Below are 19,109 nucleotides of genomic sequence, written 5' to 3' on the forward strand. Positions count from 1 at the left end.
TCCTCTGCCCGGGGACATTTTCTGCGCCTCGCTTGACCTTCCCACCCCCCTCTCGCTACTGCAGATGCAGTATTTGCGAGGGACATTCATGACGCGCATCCTGATCACCGGCACCGCCGGCTTCATCGGTTACCATCTGGCGAAGCTGCTGCTCGACGAAGGTTACCGGGTGCATGGCTATGACGGGATGACCGACTATTATGATGTCGCCCTCAAACAGCGCCGTCACGCGATGCTGCTGCAGAACCCGAATTTCTCCGCGACCGAGGGGATGCTCGAAGACCTCGAGACCTTCGACGCGATGGCGGATGAGTTCAAACCCGAGATCATCGTCCATCTCGCGGCTCAAGCCGGCGTGCGCTACAGCCTCGAACAGCCCCGCGCCTATATCGAGGCGAATATCGTGGGCACCTTCAACGTGATGGAGGCCGCGCGCCGCCACGAGGTTAAGCACCTGCTGATGGCCTCGACCTCGTCGGTCTACGGCGCGAACGAGGACATGCCCTATGCCGAGACCGACAAGGCAGACACGCAGCTGACGATCTATGCGGCGACGAAGAAGGCGACCGAGTCGATGGGCCATTCCTATGCTCATCTGTGGAACCTGCCGACGACCATGTTCCGCTTCTTCACGGTCTACGGGCCGTGGGGCCGTCCCGATATGGCGCTGTTCAAGTTCACCGATGCGATCCTGAACGACCGCCCGATCGACATCTATAACCATGGCGAGATGTATCGCGACTTCACCTATGTCGAAGACCTCGTGCGCGGCATCCGCCTGTTGATCGATGCAGTCCCCGAGCGCCCCGCCTCGCGCGACGAGATCGCAGAGGGCGACAGCCTTTCGCCCGTGGCCCCCTACCGGATCGTCAATATCGGCAATTCCGACAAGGTGAAGCTTCTGGATTTCGTCGATGCGCTGGAGGCCGAGCTGGGCCGCCCCGCAAAGCGCAATTACATGGAGATGCAGAAAGGCGACGTGCCCGCGACATGGGCCGATGCCTCGCTTCTGCAAAGCCTTACCGGATACCGTCCGCAGACGAATGTCCGCGAGGGGATCGCGAAATTCGTGGCGTGGTTCCGCGACTATTACGGGAAATAACCGGGGCGCCCCTTGCCGCAGCGCAGCAATCGCCTAAGTCACGGGGCTGATACTCGCGCTACACGCCTATTTTCGGAGACTACCATGACGCTCGAACCCCGCCACGCGCGGGCCGTGATCCTGTCGCTGGCCCTTGGCACTTTCGGTATCGGCGTGATCGAATTCGCGTCCATGGGGCTGCTGCCCTATTACGCGGCCGATTTCGGGATCACCGAGGCGCGGGCCGGTCATGCGATCTCGGCCTATGCGCTTGGCGTCGTGATCGGCGCGCCGCTTCTGGCGGTGATCGGCGCGAAAGTCCCGCGCAAGCAGTTCCTGATCGGGCTGATGGGGTTCTATGCGGTGGCGAACCTGCTGGCCGGGTTCGCACCGAATATGGATAGCTTCATGGCGGCGCGCTTCGCCTCGGGCCTGCCGCATGGGGCCTATTTCGGGATGGCGATGCTGTTCGCCGCTGACCTGATGCCCGTAGGCAAACGCGCGCAGGGCATCGCGATGGTGATCTCCGGCCTGACGATCGCGAATATCGTGGGCGTGCCGCTGGCGGGGGCGATCGGCCAGAATTTCGGCTGGCGCTGGGGCTTTGCCATCGTGGCGGTGATCTGCGCGGCTTCGGCCCTGATGATCGCGCGCGTCGCCCCTGCGACACCGCGCGATCCGAACGCCAGCCCGATGCGCGAGCTCGGTGCTCTGGCCAATCGCTCGGTCTGGCTGACGCTTCTTGTAGGCTCGATCGGCTTCGGCGGCATCTTCGCGGTCTATTCCTACCTGTCAGCGGCGATGATCGACACGCAGGCAGGCCCCGCCTGGACGATCCCTGTGGCACTGTCCGCCTTCGGGGTGGGCGGCACGCTGGGCAACTGGATTTCGGGCAAGCTCTCTGATTGGTCGCGCTTCGGCGCGGGGGTGATCCTGCTTTGCGGGATGATGGTGATGTCGATCCTCTACACCTTCACCATCGGCAACTGGGTCGCGATGTCGGTGGCGATGGTCGCGCTCGGCTCGACCGCCGGGATGGTGATCCCGATGCAGATGCGGCTGATGGAAGTCGCGGGCGAGGCTCAGACGCTCGCCGCTGCCCTCAATCACGCGGCCTTCAATCTCGCCAACGCGATCGGGCCGTTTCTTGCCGGGATCGCGCTGGCGGAAGGCTATGGCTGGACCGCCACAGGTTATGTCGGTGCGGGGCTGGCAGCGGCGGGGCTTGTCTTCCTCGCCATCGCGTGGATCGACAGCCGTCGCCCCGCCGCCGTTCCCGCTTAGGCTTTCTCGATACGCACCGGGACGCCCTTGGAGCCGGGCGTCTTCGACAGCTCGTCATTGAGCCCCACCGGCACCAGCACGTTGCACTCGGGGTAATAGCCCCCGACCGTGCCGCGCGGCAGCTCGAACGTGACGACCTTCAGCCCGGTCTTGCTGCGTGCGACCCCATCATCCATGTCGCCATGGACAACCACAGGGTCGCCGTGCTCGAGCCCCAGATCGGCCATGTCGATCTTGTTCATCAAGAGCACGTCACGCGTCCCCTCGATCCCGCGGAAGCGGTCCGAATAGCCGTAGATCGTGGTGTTGAACTGGTCGTTGGAGCGCATCGTGATCATCCGGTAGCGGCCCGGTTTGTCGTCGAACCCCAGCGCGTTGAGCTTGGACGGCGTCGTGAACTCCAGCTTGCCACTCTCGGTCTTCCAGATGCGATCATGCGCCGGATTGCCGCGCCAGAACCCGCCCGGCTCGTTCAGCCGCTCGTTGAAGCCGCGGAAGTCGTCCGGGTAGGTCGCCTCGATCAGGTCGCGGACCTTGGAGTAGTCCTTCACCCACTCGTCCCATTTCAGCTTCGGGTTAGGCTCGCAGATCGCCTTCGCGATGCTACAGGTGATCGCCAGCTCGGATTTCAGCTTGTCCGACGCGGGCGCACCCTTGCCGAGCGAGCCATGGATCATCGAAAAGCTGTCCTCGACCGAGACGTATTGGTTACCCGTTTCCTGCTCGTCCTTTTCCGACCGGCTCAAACAGGGGAGGATATAAGCCACCTCGCCCGGATAGAGATGGGAACGGTTGAGCTTCGTCGAGATCATCACCGTGAGCTTCTGCTTCGGCCACGCCTCTTCTATCCGGTCGCTATCGGGTAGCGCGCGAACCAAGTTGCCGCCGAGCGAGAAGGTAGCCGAGACCTTGCCCTCCAGCATCGCCTGCGCGGCGTCGACGATGTGGAAACCGTCTTCCTGCGGCGGCTCGAAACCGTAGAGCTCGCGCAGCTTGTCCATCGGGATCAGCTTCGCCTTTTCGGCGATGCCCACCGTACGCTGGCCCTGAACGTTGGAGTGGCCGCGCACCGGGCAGCACCCCGCGCCCTTGCGCCCGATATTGCCGCGCAGCGCGAGGAAGTTCACCAGCATCCCGATATTGGTCGCCCCATGCGCGTGCTGAGTAAGCCCCATGCCATAGACGCCGATGACCTTCTGGGCGTGGATGTAGACATCCGCCGCCTGCCGCAGCTCGGCCTCGGACAGCCCGCATTCCTCGGTGATTTGTTCCCACGACGTCGTGCGGCAGAAGGTCAGGAACTCGTCGTAATTGATCGCGTGCTCTTTCAGGAACTCCCAGTCGACGACCGCTGGGCGACCCTGCGCCTGGGCTTTCTCGTCCTCTTCGAGCACCGCCTTGCACAGGCCGGTCAGCGCCGCGATGTCCGAGCCTGCCTTCAACTGGTGATACTGGTCGGAGATCTTGGTTTCGTGGCCCCGCGCCATGTCGTAGAGGTTCTGCGGATCGACGAAGCTGACGAGCCCCTGTTCCTTCACCGGATTGAAAGTGACGATCTTCGCCCCGCGATCCTTCGCCGCCTTTAGCGGATGCAGGAAACGCGGCGAGTTGGTGCCGGGGTTCTGACCGAAGAAGAAGAAGCAGTCGGTCTCTTCGAGATCTTCCCAGAGAATGGTGCCGACCGGCGAGCCGATCACCTTCTTGAGGCCGACCGAAGTCGTCTCGTGGCACATGTTGGAGCTTTGCGGCAGGTTGTTGTTGCCGTAGGCGCGCGCCATCAGAGCCCAGAGATAGCTCGCTTCCAGCCCGGCATGGCCCGAGGAATAGAATACGACCTCTTTCTTCGGCAGCCCCTTCACGATCGAACCGATCTCGGCGAAGGCCTCGTCCCAGCTGACCTCGACATAGCGGTCGGAGGCGCGATCGTAGCGCATCGGCGCGGTCAGGCGGCCGGTCTTTTCCAGCTCGTGATCGGGCCAGTCCTTGAGTTCCGCAACCGTATGATCATCCCAGAACTCGGGCGTGTGGCGCGATTTCGTCATCTCCCAGAGCGTCGCCTTCGCCCCGTTTTCGCAGAATTCGAACGGGTGGTAATTGGCAGGTTTCGGGAAGGCGCAGGAGGCGCACATGAAGCCGCCCGGCTTGTTCTGTCGCTCGAGTTCGCGCAGCACGTCAGGCGAAGAAGGCCAGGATTCACCGAAGATTCGGGCGATACCCTTCAACGAGCCCCACCCGCCCGACGGGCCGCTTTCTTCGGGAAGTTTATCTAGCTTGTCAGACATGGCGCGCAGCTCCTCCGGTTTTGGTCCGCGCAGATACGAGCACGCGCGCCCCGAGGGACGCGCGTAGGCCGGACTTACCGGCTGAAGGCGACATATGGAAAACGTCGGGCATGAAATCTGTACGCGGGATATGGATCACGCAGACCCAACCAAGCGTTTGCGCCCCCGGTTCCAGCGGTTCTCGCGCCTCACTCAGTAGTGATGTTCATGCTCGGACGTCTTGCCGCGGAACACCCAGTAGGCATAGGCCGTATAAGCAAGGATGATCGGCAGGAAAATCGCCGCGCCGACGAGGATGAAGCCCTGCGACATCGCCGGTGTGGAGGCCTCGCGGATGGTGATTGAGGCGGGCACGATATAGGGGAAGATCGACAGTCCCAGTCCCGCGAAACACAGCACGAAGATAGCGATCCCCGACAGGTAGGCGACGACGCCTCGGTCCGAGCGGATCGCCGTCCAGTAGCCGAAGCCCGCCACGAGCAGCAGAAGCGGCACCACCGCGCTCCAGATCACGCCCGGCCATTGGAACCAGCGGTGATAATATTCCGGATGCAGGAACGGGGTGGCGAGCGAAGCGAGGCCGATGAACCCCAGCGTCGCGATCAGCGCGCGCTCCCCGATCCGGCGCGCCAGATCATAGAGCCCGTGCGAAGTCTTGATGACCAGCCAGGCCGCCCCCAGCATCACGTAGCCCGCCACCAGCGCCAGCGCGGTGCCGAGCGAGAAGAAGCTCACCCAGTCGAACGGGCCGCCGGTAAAGGTCCGGTCGGTCACTTCGGGGCCGCGCAGCAGCCCGCCGAGGATCGCGCCCTGCGCCAGCGTCGCGACGAGCGAGCCGCCGAAGAACGCCCGGTCCCACAGCCGCTGCCAGCGCCGGGTCTTGCCACGAAACTCGAAGGCCACACCCCGGAACGCGAGAGCGAGCAGCATTATGACGATGGGGATATAAAGCGCGTTCAGGATGATCCCGTAGGCCAGCGGAAAGACGGCAAGCAGACCGCCGCCGCCCATCACCAGCCATGTCTCGTTGCCGTCCCAGACCGGGGCGACCGAGTTCATCGCGCGGGTGCGGTTCTCCTCGGAGCCGAGGAACGGAAACAGGATGCCGATGCCGAGATCGAACCCGTCGAGCACCACGTAGGTCAGGATCGCGAAGGCGATGATCGCGGCCCAGATGTCGGGCAGGTAATGCGCAAAGCCGGTCATGCGTGGGCACCCTCTTTCTCGGTCGTCACATCATTGGCGAGCATCGCGCCCGCCACGCCGCCTGCGCGCTGCGGCGTGTTCTCCACCGGCTCGGCACCTTCCGGTCCGCGCCGCATCAGCCGCAGCAGGTAGAAGGTGCCCGAACCGAAGAGGAAGGCATAGACCACGACGAACCCGATCAGCGCGGCCCAGGCCTGCCCCGCCGTCAGCGAGGACACGGACTCCGCCGTCGTGAAGTGACCGTAGATGGTGTAGGGCTGGCGGCCGAATTCGGTGGTGAACCAGCCCATGATGATCGCGAGGAAGCCGCCCGGCGCGAAGACCAGCGCCACCTTGTGGAACAGGCCCGGCTCATGCAGGCGCTTGCGCCACATCAGCCACCCGCCCCAGAGCCCGATCGCGGCGAAGGCGAAGCCGAGCCCCACCATGATCCGGAAGGTGAAGAAGACGATCGTCATCGGCGGGCGCTCATTCGGCGGAAAGTCCCCGAGGCCCGGCACCTCGCCATCGAGCGAGTGGGTCAGGATCAGCGAGGACGCATAGGGCACCTCGATCTTGTAATCGGTGCGCTCCTTGCTCGGGTTCGGGATGCCGAAGAGGATCAGCCCGGCACCCTTGCTGGTCTCCCAATGCCCTTCCATCGCCGCGATCTTGGCAGGCTGATGTTCGAGCGTATTGAGCCCGTGCTGGTCGCCGGCGAGGATCTGGATCGGTGCGGTCACGAGGATCATCCCGATCGCCATGCGGAACATGGTGCGCACGGCATCGTCCGCATTGCCCCGGATGTGATGCCACGCGCCGACACCCGCCACGACGAGCGCGGTCGTGAGATAGGCCGCCAGCACCATGTGAACGAAACGATAGGGCAGCGAGGGATTGAAGATCACCTCGAGCCAGCTGGTCGGAATGAATTGGCCGACATCGTTGATCTTGAAGCCCTGCGGCGTCTGCATCCAGCTGTTCACAGAGAGAATCCAGAAGGCCGAGATCAAGGTGCCGACCGCGACCATCGTGACCGCGAACATGTAGATCCACTTGTTCACCCGGTTGCGGCCAAACAGCATGATCCCGAGGAAACCGGCCTCGAGGAAGAAGGCCGTCATCACCTCGTAGCCCATCAGCGGCCCGATCACCGGGCCCGCCTTGTCGGAAAAATGCGCGAAGTTCAGACCGAACTCGTAGGACATCACGACGCCCGAGACGACACCCATCCCGAAGACCACCGCGAAGATGTGTTTCCAGAACTCGAAAATTCGCTGGTAGACCTGTTTGCCGGTGATCATCCGCAGGGCTTCCAGCACCATCAGGTAGCTCGCCGTGCCGATCGAGAAGGCCGGGAAGACGATGTGTGCCGCGACGACGAAGGCGAATTGCGCCCGCGCCAGATCGAGTGTCGGTATGTCGAATATGCTCATGGTCGTCCGCGTTTCTGCACGTTACGTGATAAGAACTAGACTTACCCGAGGGTACGGCAACCGCCGGGCCATGGTTCAAACGTCGCAGCGTGGCGGGATGTCGCAGGCTCAATGAAAAAAGCCCGCGCGGAGTTCCGCACGGGCTTTATACAAAGTTGGCGTCACGTCTTTCACGCAACTTGCTTGAGGGCGCTTTCTTCCGGGATGAACTCCTCGTGGAGCGCCTTGATCACGGGCTTAAGATCGTCCCGTTCGAGGACGAATTGCACGTCCACATTCCGCGGGCCCTGCGTGGCGCCGAGGCTTTCCATATCCGCTTTCGCGATCGCCTGCAGTCCACGGGTCAGTACCGAGAGACCGCTCAGGTCACGCCCGATGACCGAGGCCATCGAGAGCATCCGGGCCGAGATTTCCGCCGAGGGATAAATCTCGCAGAGATCCTTCTCGACGCGCTGCAGCACACGGATCGGGGCATCGACGTAATGGGTGATCGTGTTCGCATTCGAGGCCTTGGACACGATACGAACGTCGTGGCGCGTCAGCACCTCGAGGATCTTGGCGTCGTAGCCCTTCACGCCGACCATGTCCTGTTCGAACACTTCGAGCGCGATGATATCGAGGCCGGTCACCATTTCGACCGCCGCTTCCTTGGCGGGCTTGTCGTCGATCAGCGTGCCCGGATCGCCCGGGTCGAACGCGTTGGTGACACGCAGCGGAACGTCCGCCTGGCGCAGGGTCTTGGCGGCCTTCGGGTGGATCGCCTCCATGCCCATGTTCGACATCTGGTCGGCCACGTCGTAGTTCGTGTGACCCAGCTTGCGCACCTTGCCCTCGCCCACCAGCTTCGGGTCGGCAGAAGACAGGTGGAATTCCTTGTGAATGATCGCCTCGCGCGCGCCGGTGAGGGCTGCGAGCTTGGAGAAGGTCACTTCGGAGTAGCCACGGTCGAATTCCCGCATCAAGCCTTCGGCACATTGCGCATAGCCCGTCACGATCGGAAGCTCGGATTTCGGATCGATGTCCTTCATCGCACCCATTATCCGGCCTTCTAGGTCGTGATCGGTCTCGTCGCGCCAACCGGACAGGTCGACGAGACGTGCGTTCACGCCGTTGCGCTGCAACAGGAGCGTCGTGACGAAAGCGGAGTGCGCCTCGCCCAGACCCGACAGCAATTCGCGGATCTGCAGCATATGCTGCGAGAGCCGGAAGTGCCCGTAGGAGCACAGGCGCTGCAGGTCGATCAGGCAGTTGCGCGCGCCTTCGGTGCGCTCGCGGACGAACTCGGTCGCCTGCGCGATGTCGCCGGGATGCTTGAGCACATTCTCATGGGCTTCGATCATCGCGGTGGACACGCGGCTCAGCGCCTCGTGCCAGCCATGTTCGCTGTCGGCCTTTGCGAATTGCGCATAGACGCCCGCCTCGCCCGATTTCTTGTGTTCGAGCAGCAGATCGGTGATGCCACCGAACGCCGAGACGACGAAAATGCGGTTATAGAGATCGGCGCCCTTGCGGTCTCCGATGAACAGCGTGTCGAGCAACTCGTCCACGCGGCTCATGGAGGTGCCGCCGATCTTTTCGACCGTGTGATTCTGGTGGGTCAATTTGGCCCCCTTACGAATTTTCCAGTTCTTCGGCCGGCGCGTACGACCCGTCTTCACGGTGAACCTCGTTACCGGTCACCGGCGGGTTGAAGCAGCAAGCCATGACGAGGTCTTCGTCCCCCGCGACGAGGCGGTGGTGGTCATGCAGGTTAAGCGCATACATCACGCCCGGTTTGATTTCGTGGCGCGTGCCGTTGTCGAGCTCGGTGATGTGGCCGTTGCCCGAGATGCAGTAGACGCTCTCGAAATGGTGCTTGTAGTGGAACGTGTGGTCCGAACCCGCCTTCAGCGTGGTGATGTGAAAGCTGAAGCCCATCTTGTCGTCGGCCAGCAGCATGCGAACGCTGCTCCAGTCGGCATCGGACACGTCGCGGTCTGTGTTCTTGAGCTTGTTGAAATCACGAACGATCATGATCGTTTCTCCGTATTTGAATTCGTTGGATCGCCGGGGAGGGGGCGGCGGATTATTCCGCCGCGATGTCCGTGCGTTCACCGGTCACCTCGGTGGCGGCTTCACGCAGGATTTCCAGCCCCTTGCGGAATTGTTCCATCGGCGTGGTCAGCGGTGCGAGAACCTTCACGACCTGGTCGTCATTGCCCGAGGTTTCGATCACGAGACCTTTCTCGAAGCAGCGACCGCAGATCGCCGAGGCAAGCTCGCCGGTGCCGACATCGACACCCTGCATCAGGCCCCGGCCCTTGAGGAAGGCACCCGGCACGAGATCGGCCACGGCGGCCAGACCTTCACGCAGGACGTCCGATTTCACGGCCAGTTCCTTCTGGAACTTGTCGTCGGCCCAGAACTTCTCGATCGCCACGGTGGCGGTCACGAAGGCATGGGTGTTGCCGCGGAAGGTACCGTTATGCTCGGCCGGGCCGAACACGTCGTAGTCGGGACGCACCAGAACCAGCGCCATCGGCATGCCGAAGCCGGAGATCGACTTCGCTTGGGTCACGACGTCCGGCATCACGTCCATCTCCTCGAAGGAGAAGAAGGTACCGGTGCGGCCGCAGCCTGCCTGAATGTCGTCGATGATGAACAGCGCACCGTGCTTGCGGGCAACTTGTTCGACGCCTTTCACGAATTCCGGGCTTGCGGCGTTGAGGCCGCCCTCGCCCTGAACCGTCTCCAGCATGATCGCCGCCGGAGCGTCGATCCCGCCCGAGGCGTCCGAAAGCATCTGGTCGAGCAGCGCGACCGAATCGACGCCATCGGCATAGGCGTCATAGGGCATGCGGGTCACGCCATGCGTGTCCATACCGGCGCCGCCACGGTGATAGCCGTTACCGGTCGCGGCCAGAGCGCCCATGGTCACGCCATGGAAGCCGTTGGTAAAGGTGATGATGTTGGTGCGGCCAGTCGCCTTGCGCGCGATCTTCATCGCGGCTTCGACGGCGTTCGCGCCGGTCGGACCGACGAACATCAGCTTGTGGTCCATGCCGCGCGGGGCGAGGATATGCTCCTCGAAGGCGCGCAGGAACTTGCCCTTGCTGTCGGTGTGCAGGTCGAGCGCGTGGCCCATCTTGTTCTCGGTCAGGTGCTCGATCAGCGCCTGCTTCATGTCCGGGTCGTTGTGGCCGTAGTTCAGCGACGAGCAACCGGCGAGGAAGTCGATATAGGTGTTGCCCTCGGCGTCGGTCAGCTCCGAGCCTTGCGCGCTGGTGAAAACCGTATCGAAGCCGCGGCAGTAGGAGCGGGCTTCAGATTCGCGTTGGGTAAAGATCGTCTTATCCGTCGAATGAACGGTCATGGGGGACTCCGTAGAATTGGGGGAAAGAGGAGGGTGCGCGGCCTGAGATCAGGCGGCAGCACGCGCCTCCTCGGGGAAGGTGATGGTGACCATATGTTCGGTCGAGGCGTGGCCGTCGAAATGGTCTTCTTCGTGGAAGTGCGCCTCATCGGTCAGCTCGCCGCCCATCGAACGGGCGAAGGAACGGAAGAGCGCCCAGCTAGCTTCGTTGCTCTTGGTGATGGTCGTCTTCAACTTGGTGCAGTCTTCGGCGACGTCGCGCTGGATGAGGTGGCGCAGCATACGCTTGCCAAGACCCAGCCCCCGCGCGTCGGGGGAAACAGCCACTTGCCACACGAAGAACGTGTCCGGCTCGGACGGGGCGATGTAGCCCGAAATCCAGCCGACGACCTCGCCTTCGCGCTCCACGAGGACACAGGTGTCCCCGAAGTGATCGCACTGCAGAAGGTTGCAATACATCGAATTTTCATCAAGCGGCTTGCAGCGGCGGATCAGCTTCCAGATTTCGCTGCCGTCTTCGGACTCCGGCTTACGGAAGACCAGTTCAGAACCCTTCTTGATCGACTCGACTTGCGGCACAGCTCTTTCCTCTCGTTTGCTTCGGTAGCCTAAGTAGTTCATGCAGTCGAAAATTTCAACCACCTAACTAATGGAACCCGGAAAAGTTCCGCTTATAGCCTTATATTCTTGCTTATAAGCCCTAAATACCGTTAGTATGACAAAGCAAATGAGTAGAAGCGAACGAAATAAGCTTAGCAAAGCCAAGCAATTGCAGAACACGGAACTCTCTGCGATACTGGGTCGTCTTGATAAAAAAGGGGCCCGCCGCCTGATGGAGCGTGTCGATACGAGCCTGATCGCTTTGCGTAGAATTCTGCGCGCGACCGAAATGTTCGGCCGCGACCTGGCGAAGGCTGCCGGGCTGACGCCTGCGCAGTTCCGCGTGCTTCAGGTGATTTCCGAGAAAGGCTGGTCGACCCCCAAGGCCATCGCACAGCGCATGGGCGTGAGCCAGGCGACGATGACAGCGCTGATCGACAAGCTCGAGCGCAAGGGCATGGTGACCCGTCAGCGCTCCGAACGGGACCGCCGTCAGACCGACATCGTGATCACGGAGCTCGGCGCGAGCGCGATCGACGAGGCGCCAGACGCCCTGCAGCAGATATTCGTCCGCCGATTCGAGGCACTGGAAGATTGGGAGCAGGCGCAGATCATCGCCTCGCTCGAGCGCGTCGCCTCGATGCTCGACGCGCATGAGATCGACGCCGCCCCCGTTCTGGATTGGGGCGACATTTCCGGCAAGCCGAACTGATCAGGCCCGGATCCACGTCCTGTCCGGGGCGCGGATGAACCTCTCGTTCTCGATCGGCTCGAAGCTCATGTCCCGCGCCCCGTAAAGCGTGATCGACAGAGCGTCGCGCCCCCCTTCGATCACGTTGAACGTATTCGGCTCGCCGCGCAGGCGCGAGGACAGGCCCGTCCCCGCCTGCACGAACAGTATGCCCGGCACAGCCGAGAAGGGGGCCACCAACCCGGTGTGCAGATGCCCTGACAGCACGAGATCCGCACCGCATTCCGACATGCCCTGCAGCGCGTCCCCTGCCCCCTCCATGAGAGCCTTGTCGACCTCGGGGCCGTGTTCGAGCGGATGGTGCATCACTGCGACTCGCAATCTCTCGCCCGCTTCTTCGAATTCCTGACACAGACGGGAAATCGTGCGGTCGGGCACCTTCCCGCGCTGCCACGCGAAGCGGTTGACCGTGTTCACGCCCACCACCTTGAAGCTGTCGGTCTCGTAGACAGGTTCGAGATCGTGATTGATCGCGGATTTGTAGCGCCCGAAGGGCTTGAGCACCCGAAGAACGATATTGTCGAGTGGCGTGTCGTGATTGCCGGGCACCGCGAGCGTCTCACTCTCGATCTGCTCGAGGAACATCCGAGCTTGCATGAACTGACCGCGCCGGGCGCGCTGCGTGAAATCCCCCGAGATCACCGTCAGATCGGGTTCGAGCTGGTTCAGTGCCGTAAGAAGCGGCATCTCGAGTTCGGGCAGGCTGCGCCCGAAATGCAGGTCGGAAAGGTGAACGATACGTGTCATGCAGTTGCGTCTTGGGGTTCGGTCTCGCCATGCGTCGCGGGCAGCACGATCCAGAGCGGCTCGTCGGACATCTTGAAGCGGAATGGGCTCTCAGCGCGGCATTTCTCACCGTCATAGGCCAGAAGGCCTCGCCGGCGCGCGGTTTCGATCTCGAAGGATTTCGCCCGGATCAACTCGTAATCCTCGCCCTGCTTTGTCTTGCGGCGCACAAGGCGCATGGAGAGACGGAAGAGATCCCGGCGGGTCTGCGCCTTTGCCACGAGCACCGCGAAGGCGTCGTCGCTGATCACGGTCGCCCCGTCGAGCCCGAAGAAATCGAGCTGATAGGCGGAGCGGGCGATGAAGACGAGCGCCGTGCGTCGACTCAGCTTTTTTCCGTCAGCCGTAATCTTCAGCTGCATCGGGCGCTGGAACCGAAGGAAGGTCTTGAACACCGACCAATGCGCGACGATCCGGCGGCGCCCCCAGCGCGCATAGATGTCCTCGCGCGCCTTCAAGATCGACGGGTAGATGCCGAGCGAGGCATTGTTCAGAAACACCTGCCCGTTCACTTCGCCGACGCGGATCGAGTGCGCCTTGCCTTCGCGGATCGCGCGCGCCGCCTCTTCCGGATCCTCGGAGAGACGCAGACCTCGGGCGAAGAAGTTGAAGGTGCCGAGCGGCAGTACGGCCATCGGCACATCCTGCCCCACCAGCGCACCCGCGACAGCCATCGCGGTGCCGTCACCACCCGCCGCCACGATCATCTCCGCGCCCTCGTCGAGCGCTTTACGCACGGTCGCCACGATGTCGCTTTCCGGCGACCATCGATAAAGCGACGCACCGTCACCAAGCGCCTCCATCGCGCGGCTGATCGCTTCCTCGTCCTTGGCATTGCCCCCCGAAGAGGGGTTCGCAATCAGCGCGACCGCTTCGCGACGCAGCGCGGCGCTCGGCTGCGGCGGGGCGCCGGAATCGGGGTCAGAATCGGAATTTCCGACGTCTTTCCCGTGACTTATACCGGACGGAAGCGCGGAGTCCGCACCGGGGGTCACGGCGGCGGAAAACCCCGTGTTATTCTCCGACGAAACGGAGTCCTTGGGCTCGGTTGTCATGCTTTCACCTCTTCGTGCGGCTGTAACGCCGCACGGAGCCGGAAAGGTCCGTGAAAAGGTTGCGCGCCTCGACTTGGTTATTTACGACATAGAAGTGTCGGAATTTGGCAAGTCCTGCGCGCGTTCTCACGTGAGCGTGACTTCATGAGGATTCCAACCCGGGAAAATCCGGGACTTATCGCGACCGGTATCACGGCGGCAGCCCGCGCGGATCGCTTCAAATCAAAGCTGCCACAACAGGAGGACCTGTATGAACAAGAAAGCGCTTGCCGCGCTACTGACGGCGCTGCCGCTGGCGACCTTCTCGGCGCCTGCCTTCGCCGCCGACGGCGAATGTGGTTCCGTCACCGAAGCGGAAATGAACTGGGCTTCGGCCGGTGTCGCCGCTTGGGTCGACAAGATCATTCTCGAAAACGGCTACGGCTGTGACGTGACGCTGGTGACCGGCGACACGATGCCCACCTTCACCTCGATGAACGAGAAGGGCGAGCCCGATATCGCGCCCGAGCTTTGGGTGAACGCGGTGAAGGTCGCGCTCGACAAGGCCGTCAGCGAGGACCGCCTCGTGATCGCCGCCGAAATCCTCAAGGATGGCGGCGAAGAAGGCTGGTGGATTCCGAAATACGTCGCCGACGAGCACCCCGAGATCAAGACGGTCGACGATGCGCTGAAGCATCCCGAGCTGTTCCCCGATCCCGAAGAGCCGTCGATCGGTGGCGTCTACAACTGCCCGTCGGGATGGAACTGCCAGATCTCGACCGCGAACCGCTTCAAGGCCCACAAGGCCGAGGAGAAGGGCTTCAAGTTGGTCGACACCGGTTCGGCTGCGGGCCTCGACGGCTCGATCGCCAATGCCTACGAGTCCAAGAAGGGCTGGCTGGGTTACTACTGGGCACCGACGGCGATCCTCGGCAAATACCCGATGGTCAAGCTCGACGCAGGTGTTCCGAACGACAAGAAAGCCTGGGACGAGTGCAACTCGCAGGCCGATTGCGTCGATCCCAAGCCCAACGCCTACCCGACCTCGGACGTGTTTACGGTCGTGACCAAGGAGTTCGCCCAGAACAACGCGGTGGCCATGGACTACCTTGGCAAGCGTGAATGGTCGAACAAGATCGTGGGCGAGTTCCTCGCTTGGCAGGCCGACAACCAAGGCACCAACGAGGACACCGCTTACTACTTCCTCGAGAACTATCCGGATGTCTGGAAAGCGTGGCTTTCCGACGACGTGATCAAGAAGGTCGAGGACGCGCTCTGAGCGGGCGAACCGAGATTTTGGCGCGCGTAAGGGGAGCCTTGCGCGCGCTTTCTTTTAACCGGCGCAAATAATCGACCGGAGGACATAACAAGATGGCATCTTCATGCTGGGGCTTGCCGGAACTGCTCTGTGAGTTCCCTTCCCTTCCCAACTCCACCCTACGCCACATGCGCATGGGCATCGACGACGGGTTCCGCGGCATCGTCCGCGCCTATTCCGATCAAATCGACGCGGCCACGCGGCCGCTTCAATGGTTTCTCAACACTCTCGAACACGCCTTCGTGGACACGCCGTGGTTCATAATCTTCGCGCTGATCCTCGTCGTGGTGTGGTTCGCCTCGCGCAATCCGAAGATCGTGATGGGCTCGGCCATGGGCCTTGCCTTCATCGGCATTTTCGGCCTGTGGGAGGACACCATGACCACCCTCGCAATGGTCACCGTGGCGACGCTGATCGCGATCATCCTCGGACTGCCGATCGGCATCCTGATGGCGCGCTCGGACCGGATGCAGCAAATCCTGACGCCGGTGCTCGACGTCATGCAGACCATGCCATCCTTCGTCTATCTGATCCCGGTCGTCGTGATCTTCGGGATCGGCAAGGTGCCCGGCGTGATCGCGGTGGTGATCTACGCGATCCCGCCGATGATCCGTCTGACCAATCTGGGCATCCGCCTCGTGGACAAGGAAGTCATCGAAGCCGCGGACGCCTTCGGCGCCAACCCGCGTCAGAAACTCTGGGGCGTCCAGCTTCCGCTGTCGCTGCCGACGATCATGGCGGGCGTCAACCAGACCATCATGATGGCGCTGGCGATGGTCGTCGTGGCCTCGATGGTCGGTGTCGGCGGCCTCGGTAAAAACGTGCTGCAGGCGATCAACAACCAGTTCTTCACCATCGGCTTCCTGAACGGCTTCGCGCTCGTCGCGATCGCGATCATCTTCGACCGCGCAAGCCAGGCGTTCGGCAAGCGGCTGCAGAAACATTCGGAGGCTGGCCATGACTGATGCGACGACAAACGCAGCGGACGAGACCCGCTCGGGCATCGAAATCCGAAATCTCTACAAGATCTTCGGGGCGCGCCCCAAAGATTACGTGGAGGTCGTGCAGGGCGGCATGGGCAAGGAAGAGCTCAACGACAAGCACAACCATGTGCTCGGTCTGCAGAACATCAACCTCGACCTGCCGCCGGGCAAGATCTCGGTGATCATGGGCCTCTCGGGCTCGGGCAAGTCGACGCTCATCCGCCATATCAACGGGCTGATCATGCCCACGGCCGGGGAAATCCTCTATAATGGCCGCGATGTGGTAAAGATGAACGAAGAGGAGCTTCGTGAATTCCGCCGCCACGAGACCGCGATGGTGTTCCAGAAATTCGCGCTTCTGCCGCACCGGACCGTGCTGGAAAACACCTGCTACGGCCTCGACATCCAGGGCATCGACCGCAAGGAGTCCGAGCCGATCGCGAAGAAATGGATCGCGCGCGTTGGTCTTGCGGGCTACGAGGACAACTACCCGAACCAACTCTCGGGGGGCATGCAACAGCGGGTGGGTCTAGCCCGCGCGCTGGCCAACGATGCCGACATCCTGTTGATGGATGAGGCGTTCTCCGCGCTCGATCCGTTGATCCGGATGGACATGCAGAAGGTACTTCTTGACCTGCAGGCGGAGCTGAAGAAGACGATCGTCTTCATCACCCACGACCTCGACGAGGCGCTGCGGCTGGGAGACAAGATCGCGATCCTGCGCGACGGTGCGCTAAATCAGGTGGGCACTGGGCAGGAAATCGTGCTGCGCCCGGCGAATGAATACATCGCCGAGTTCGTCCGCGAGGTGAACCGGGGTCGCGTGATCCGGGCCGAGACCATCGCGATGCCATTGCCGGAAGGCGAGCTGCCGAAGATGAAGGTAAAAGCCAGCTCGGTGCTCGAGAAGATCGCGCGCCGGATGGCCGATGCCGAGGTGCGCATGGCGACTGTTGTCGACAAGGCGAACAAGCCGATCGGCGTGGTCGACATGCCGACGATCCTGACGGCCATGGTCACGCCCGCAAGCGTCGAAGAAGGCGATGACGCGGTCGAGGAAGACAGCGCCGCCTGAAGACTACGGGGCCGCCGCGCCAGCGTGGCGGCCCTGCCCGGCTCAACCCATCAGAACCAGCTGGGTCCGCGGCGCGACAATCGTATCATGTTGGCGCTGGTGTGGTTTCCGATCTGCGTCATCGAAGCCGAAATCGCCCGATCTGCCGTCTGTCCGCGCATCAGCGCGAAAGCTGCAGCCTCTGCCGCCGCCGCGACCGCCACTGGCTTTTCCTGCATCATCTGGAACGATTCGAGCGGGGAAACATCCCAAAGCCCCATCATCCCCGCGACTCGCATCGAGATCACCGCTTGCGCCTCGACGCCGATCCGCGCGGCCTCGAAACCGATGCGCAAAAAAGAAAGGGGATCCATGCAAACTCCTAGAACCAGACACCGCTGCAAAGCGACGCGGGGCCGTCAGGATCGCAGGTACAAGTAAAGATAATGCACGTTTTTTGCCGGTCGAGGCGGAAAAAATCAGATTTCCGCGATCTTGACGTTACAAAACGCCAAGTATTGCTTGGCCGCACCGGTTTTCCACCTTGCCTTCACGGCACTGTGACCCATCCTTTTAGCGTCGCTCGCGTATTGACAGGGCGCAGACGTGAACCAAATGGTTCAAAAATCGCGCGCGGGTCGGTCGGCGGGGCCGAAACCATGCGCAAACAGGGATTTTGACGGGACATCCAAATGATCAAACGCCTCCTCATCGCTCTCGTCGCCCTCATCCTCGTGGTGGGTGGCGTCGTCGGCTACAATCTTTTCCGCTCCAAGATGATCGCGCAGTTCTTCGCGAATATGAAGCAGCCCCCCGTGGCGGTTTCGGTCAGCGAAGTGAAGCCCATCACCTGGGAGCCGGGCCTCGAGGCGATCGGGACCGCCGCCGCCGTGCAAGGGACCGAACTTGCCGTCGAAATGGGCGGCACCGTGCAGGCGATTCATTTCGAAGCGAACGACAAGGTCGAGAAGGGCGAGGTGCTCTTGCAGATCGACGACAGCTCCGAGCGCGCCGATCTGGCCTCGGCCAAGGCCGCTCAGGACCTCGCCGAGACCAATCTCAAGCGCGCGCGTCAGCTTGCCGACCGGGGCGTGTCCGCCACCTCCAATCTCGATCAGGCCGAAGCAAGCGCACAGGAAGCGCGCGCAAGCGTCGCGAAGCTCCAGGCCTTGCTCGAGAAGAAGCGCCTGACAGCGCCGTTTGCGGGCATCATCGGCATTCCCCGGGTGGAGGTCGGCCAATATGTCGGAACCGGCACCACTTATGCGACGCTGCAGGATCGCGATCATATGCGGGTCGACTTCACCCTGTCCGAGCAGCAGGCGCGGCTGGCCGAAGCGGGTCAGACCGTCAAGGTGCAAACCGAGGACGGCTCCGTCGACCTGAAAGGCGAGATCACCGGGATCGAGCCCAAGATCGACCCGAATTCGCGCCTCGTGACGCTGCGCGCCGAGGTTCCCAATGGCGAAGGCAAGCTGACGCCCGGCCAGTTCGTGCATGTCACTGTCGTGCTGCCCGCAGAGGATAACGTGATCGCCCTGCCGCAGACCGTGGTCAGCTCCAACCTCTACGGCGATTCCGTCTACGTGGTGCGCAAGGAGACCCCCGAAGGCGCGGATAAGCCGCAGTTGGTCGCCAAGCAGGTCTTCATCACGCTCGGACGCCGCTCCGGCCAACTTATCGAAGTCACCAAGGGTCTCAAAGCGGGCGACATGGTCGTCAACGCGGGTCAGAACAAGCTGAACTCCGGCGCGACGGTGAGCATCGACAACGCGATTTCGCCCGATCCCGATGCGCCCTCGACCGAAGAGGTGATGAAAGCCCTCGGCATGGAGGGCAACGCCGCGGCAAACTCCGAGACGTCTTCGGACGGCAACTCGAGCGCCAGCGCGGAGGGGGACTCGGACACCACGTCGGACGCCTCATCGGACACGACCTCAGACGGCGCGAAGGCGCAGTAAGG

At 62.5% G+C, this 19,109-nt stretch carries 17 protein-coding genes; 7 read left to right on the forward strand and 10 right to left on the reverse strand.

What is annotated here, in order from left to right:
* The first annotated feature begins 88 nt into the window (after positions 1 to 88).
* Positions 89 to 1,102 carry an NAD-dependent epimerase/dehydratase family protein gene (locus DEM26_RS12965; protein WP_109172579.1) on the forward strand — a complete coding sequence of 338 codons (1,014 nt, stop codon included), beginning with the start codon at positions 89 to 91 and terminating at the stop codon, positions 1,100 to 1,102.
* Between the two features lie 84 nt (positions 1,103 to 1,186).
* Complete coding sequence (locus DEM26_RS12970; RefSeq protein ID WP_109172580.1) at positions 1,187 to 2,365, forward strand: MFS transporter; 1,179 nt, start codon at positions 1,187 to 1,189, stop codon at positions 2,363 to 2,365.
* On the opposite strand, the gene DEM26_RS12975 is transcribed toward DEM26_RS12970, so the two are convergent.
* The 7 genes from DEM26_RS12975 to ectA form a co-directional block, all read right to left on the reverse strand.
* Positions 2,362 to 4,647, reverse strand: a complete 2,286-nt coding sequence (locus tag DEM26_RS12975; RefSeq protein WP_088720343.1) for an FdhF/YdeP family oxidoreductase — start codon at positions 4,645 to 4,647, stop codon at positions 2,362 to 2,364. The two genes, DEM26_RS12970 and DEM26_RS12975, sit on opposite strands and share 4 nt — an antisense overlap.
* Positions 4,648 to 4,839: 192 nt before the next feature.
* Positions 4,840 to 5,853, reverse strand: a complete 1,014-nt coding sequence (gene cydB, locus DEM26_RS12980; protein WP_088720344.1) for a cytochrome d ubiquinol oxidase subunit II — start codon at positions 5,851 to 5,853, stop codon at positions 4,840 to 4,842.
* Positions 5,850 to 7,268 carry a cytochrome ubiquinol oxidase subunit I gene (locus tag DEM26_RS12985; RefSeq protein ID WP_109172581.1) on the reverse strand — a complete coding sequence of 473 codons (1,419 nt, stop codon included), beginning with the start codon at positions 7,266 to 7,268 and terminating at the stop codon, positions 5,850 to 5,852. The genes cydB and DEM26_RS12985 overlap by 4 nt, the downstream gene beginning before the upstream one ends.
* A gap of 170 nt (positions 7,269 to 7,438) precedes the next feature.
* Positions 7,439 to 8,869, reverse strand: coding sequence for an aspartate kinase (locus tag DEM26_RS12990; RefSeq protein WP_075775938.1), 1,431 nt, complete (start codon positions 8,867 to 8,869; stop codon positions 7,439 to 7,441).
* 10 nt (positions 8,870 to 8,879) lie between these two features.
* Entirely contained in the window at positions 8,880 to 9,281 is a 402-nt protein-coding gene (locus tag DEM26_RS12995; RefSeq protein ID WP_075775937.1) for an ectoine synthase, read from the reverse strand.
* A gap of 52 nt (positions 9,282 to 9,333) precedes the next feature.
* Entirely contained in the window at positions 9,334 to 10,620 is a 1,287-nt protein-coding gene (ectB, locus tag DEM26_RS13000; RefSeq protein ID WP_075775936.1) for a diaminobutyrate--2-oxoglutarate transaminase, read from the reverse strand.
* A gap of 48 nt (positions 10,621 to 10,668) precedes the next feature.
* Positions 10,669 to 11,199 (reverse strand): diaminobutyrate acetyltransferase, encoded by a 531-nt coding sequence (gene ectA / locus DEM26_RS13005; protein ID WP_075775935.1) that lies wholly within the window; start codon positions 11,197 to 11,199, stop codon positions 10,669 to 10,671.
* Positions 11,200 to 11,452: 253 nt separating this feature from the next.
* Between ectA and DEM26_RS13010 the strand changes: the two genes are divergently transcribed.
* A complete protein-coding gene (locus DEM26_RS13010) occupies positions 11,453 to 11,932 on the forward strand; it encodes a MarR family winged helix-turn-helix transcriptional regulator (RefSeq protein WP_075775934.1) in 480 nt (159 codons plus the stop codon).
* Here DEM26_RS13010 and DEM26_RS13015 read toward each other — a convergent pair whose 3' ends face one another.
* The gene (locus tag DEM26_RS13015; RefSeq protein ID WP_109172582.1) at positions 11,933 to 12,718 is read right to left on the reverse strand and encodes a metallophosphoesterase family protein; all 786 of its coding nucleotides are present in this window, start codon (positions 12,716 to 12,718) and stop codon (positions 11,933 to 11,935) included.
* Positions 12,715 to 13,812 (reverse strand): diacylglycerol/lipid kinase family protein, encoded by a 1,098-nt coding sequence (locus tag DEM26_RS13020; RefSeq protein WP_109172583.1) that lies wholly within the window; start codon positions 13,810 to 13,812, stop codon positions 12,715 to 12,717. The genes DEM26_RS13015 and DEM26_RS13020 overlap by 4 nt, the downstream gene beginning before the upstream one ends.
* Before the next feature lie 250 nt (positions 13,813 to 14,062).
* Here DEM26_RS13020 and DEM26_RS13025 point away from each other — a divergent pair, with 250 nt between their 5' ends.
* The 3 genes from DEM26_RS13025 (at position 14,063) to DEM26_RS13035 (ending at position 17,167) form a co-directional block, all read left to right on the forward strand.
* Positions 14,063 to 15,070 carry an ABC transporter substrate-binding protein gene (locus tag DEM26_RS13025; RefSeq protein ID WP_075775932.1) on the forward strand — a complete coding sequence of 336 codons (1,008 nt, stop codon included), beginning with the start codon at positions 14,063 to 14,065 and terminating at the stop codon, positions 15,068 to 15,070.
* Positions 15,071 to 15,162: 92 nt separating this feature from the next.
* Entirely contained in the window at positions 15,163 to 16,074 is a 912-nt protein-coding gene (locus DEM26_RS13030; RefSeq protein WP_075775931.1) for an ABC transporter permease, read from the forward strand.
* Positions 16,067 to 17,167 (forward strand): quaternary amine ABC transporter ATP-binding protein, encoded by a 1,101-nt coding sequence (locus tag DEM26_RS13035; protein WP_088720348.1) that lies wholly within the window; start codon positions 16,067 to 16,069, stop codon positions 17,165 to 17,167. Before DEM26_RS13030 ends, DEM26_RS13035 begins: the two co-directional genes overlap by 8 nt.
* Before the next feature lie 50 nt (positions 17,168 to 17,217).
* On the opposite strand, the gene DEM26_RS13040 is transcribed toward DEM26_RS13035, so the two are convergent.
* Positions 17,218 to 17,520, reverse strand: a complete 303-nt coding sequence (locus DEM26_RS13040) for a hypothetical protein (RefSeq protein WP_075775929.1) — start codon at positions 17,518 to 17,520, stop codon at positions 17,218 to 17,220.
* Positions 17,521 to 17,838: 318 nt separating this feature from the next.
* Here DEM26_RS13040 and DEM26_RS13045 point away from each other — a divergent pair, with 318 nt between their 5' ends.
* Complete coding sequence (locus DEM26_RS13045; protein ID WP_088727922.1) at positions 17,839 to 19,107, forward strand: efflux RND transporter periplasmic adaptor subunit; 1,269 nt, start codon at positions 17,839 to 17,841, stop codon at positions 19,105 to 19,107.
* Positions 19,108 to 19,109: the final 2 nt, after the last annotated feature.

This window comes from Thioclava sp. NG1 (genome assembly GCF_003122275.1).
Taxonomy (GTDB): domain Bacteria; phylum Pseudomonadota; class Alphaproteobacteria; order Rhodobacterales; family Rhodobacteraceae; genus Thioclava; species Thioclava nitratireducens.

What these genes read in the sequence shown, in the direction of transcription:
- DEM26_RS12985 (WP_109172581.1), bottom strand. Translation starts at nt 7,268, where the DNA reads ATGAGCATATTCGACATACCGACACTCGATCTGGCGCGGGCGCAATTC.
- DEM26_RS13025 (WP_075775932.1), top strand. Translation starts at nt 14,063, where the DNA reads ATGAACAAGAAAGCGCTTGCCGCGCTACTGACGGCGCTGCCGCTGGCG.
- DEM26_RS13010 (WP_075775934.1), top strand. Translation starts at nt 11,453, where the DNA reads ATGGAGCGTGTCGATACGAGCCTGATCGCTTTGCGTAGAATTCTGCGC.
- DEM26_RS12970 (WP_109172580.1), top strand. Translation starts at nt 1,187, where the DNA reads ATGACGCTCGAACCCCGCCACGCGCGGGCCGTGATCCTGTCGCTGGCC.
- DEM26_RS13030 (WP_075775931.1), top strand. Translation starts at nt 15,163, where the DNA reads ATGGCATCTTCATGCTGGGGCTTGCCGGAACTGCTCTGTGAGTTCCCT.
- DEM26_RS13045 (WP_088727922.1), top strand. Translation starts at nt 17,839, where the DNA reads ATGATCAAACGCCTCCTCATCGCTCTCGTCGCCCTCATCCTCGTGGTG.
- DEM26_RS13020 (WP_109172583.1), bottom strand. Translation starts at nt 13,812, where the DNA reads ATGACAACCGAGCCCAAGGACTCCGTTTCGTCGGAGAATAACACGGGG.
- DEM26_RS13035 (WP_088720348.1), top strand. Translation starts at nt 16,067, where the DNA reads ATGACTGATGCGACGACAAACGCAGCGGACGAGACCCGCTCGGGCATC.
- ectB (WP_075775936.1), bottom strand. Translation starts at nt 10,620, where the DNA reads ATGACCGTTCATTCGACGGATAAGACGATCTTTACCCAACGCGAATCT.
- DEM26_RS12975 (WP_088720343.1), bottom strand. Translation starts at nt 4,647, where the DNA reads ATGTCTGACAAGCTAGATAAACTTCCCGAAGAAAGCGGCCCGTCGGGC.
- DEM26_RS13015 (WP_109172582.1), bottom strand. Translation starts at nt 12,718, where the DNA reads ATGACACGTATCGTTCACCTTTCCGACCTGCATTTCGGGCGCAGCCTG.
- DEM26_RS12965 (WP_109172579.1), top strand. Translation starts at nt 89, where the DNA reads ATGACGCGCATCCTGATCACCGGCACCGCCGGCTTCATCGGTTACCAT.
- cydB (WP_088720344.1), bottom strand. Translation starts at nt 5,853, where the DNA reads ATGACCGGCTTTGCGCATTACCTGCCCGACATCTGGGCCGCGATCATC.
- DEM26_RS12995 (WP_075775937.1), bottom strand. Translation starts at nt 9,281, where the DNA reads ATGATCGTTCGTGATTTCAACAAGCTCAAGAACACAGACCGCGACGTG.
- DEM26_RS13040 (WP_075775929.1), bottom strand. Translation starts at nt 17,520, where the DNA reads ATGGATCCCCTTTCTTTTTTGCGCATCGGTTTCGAGGCCGCGCGGATC.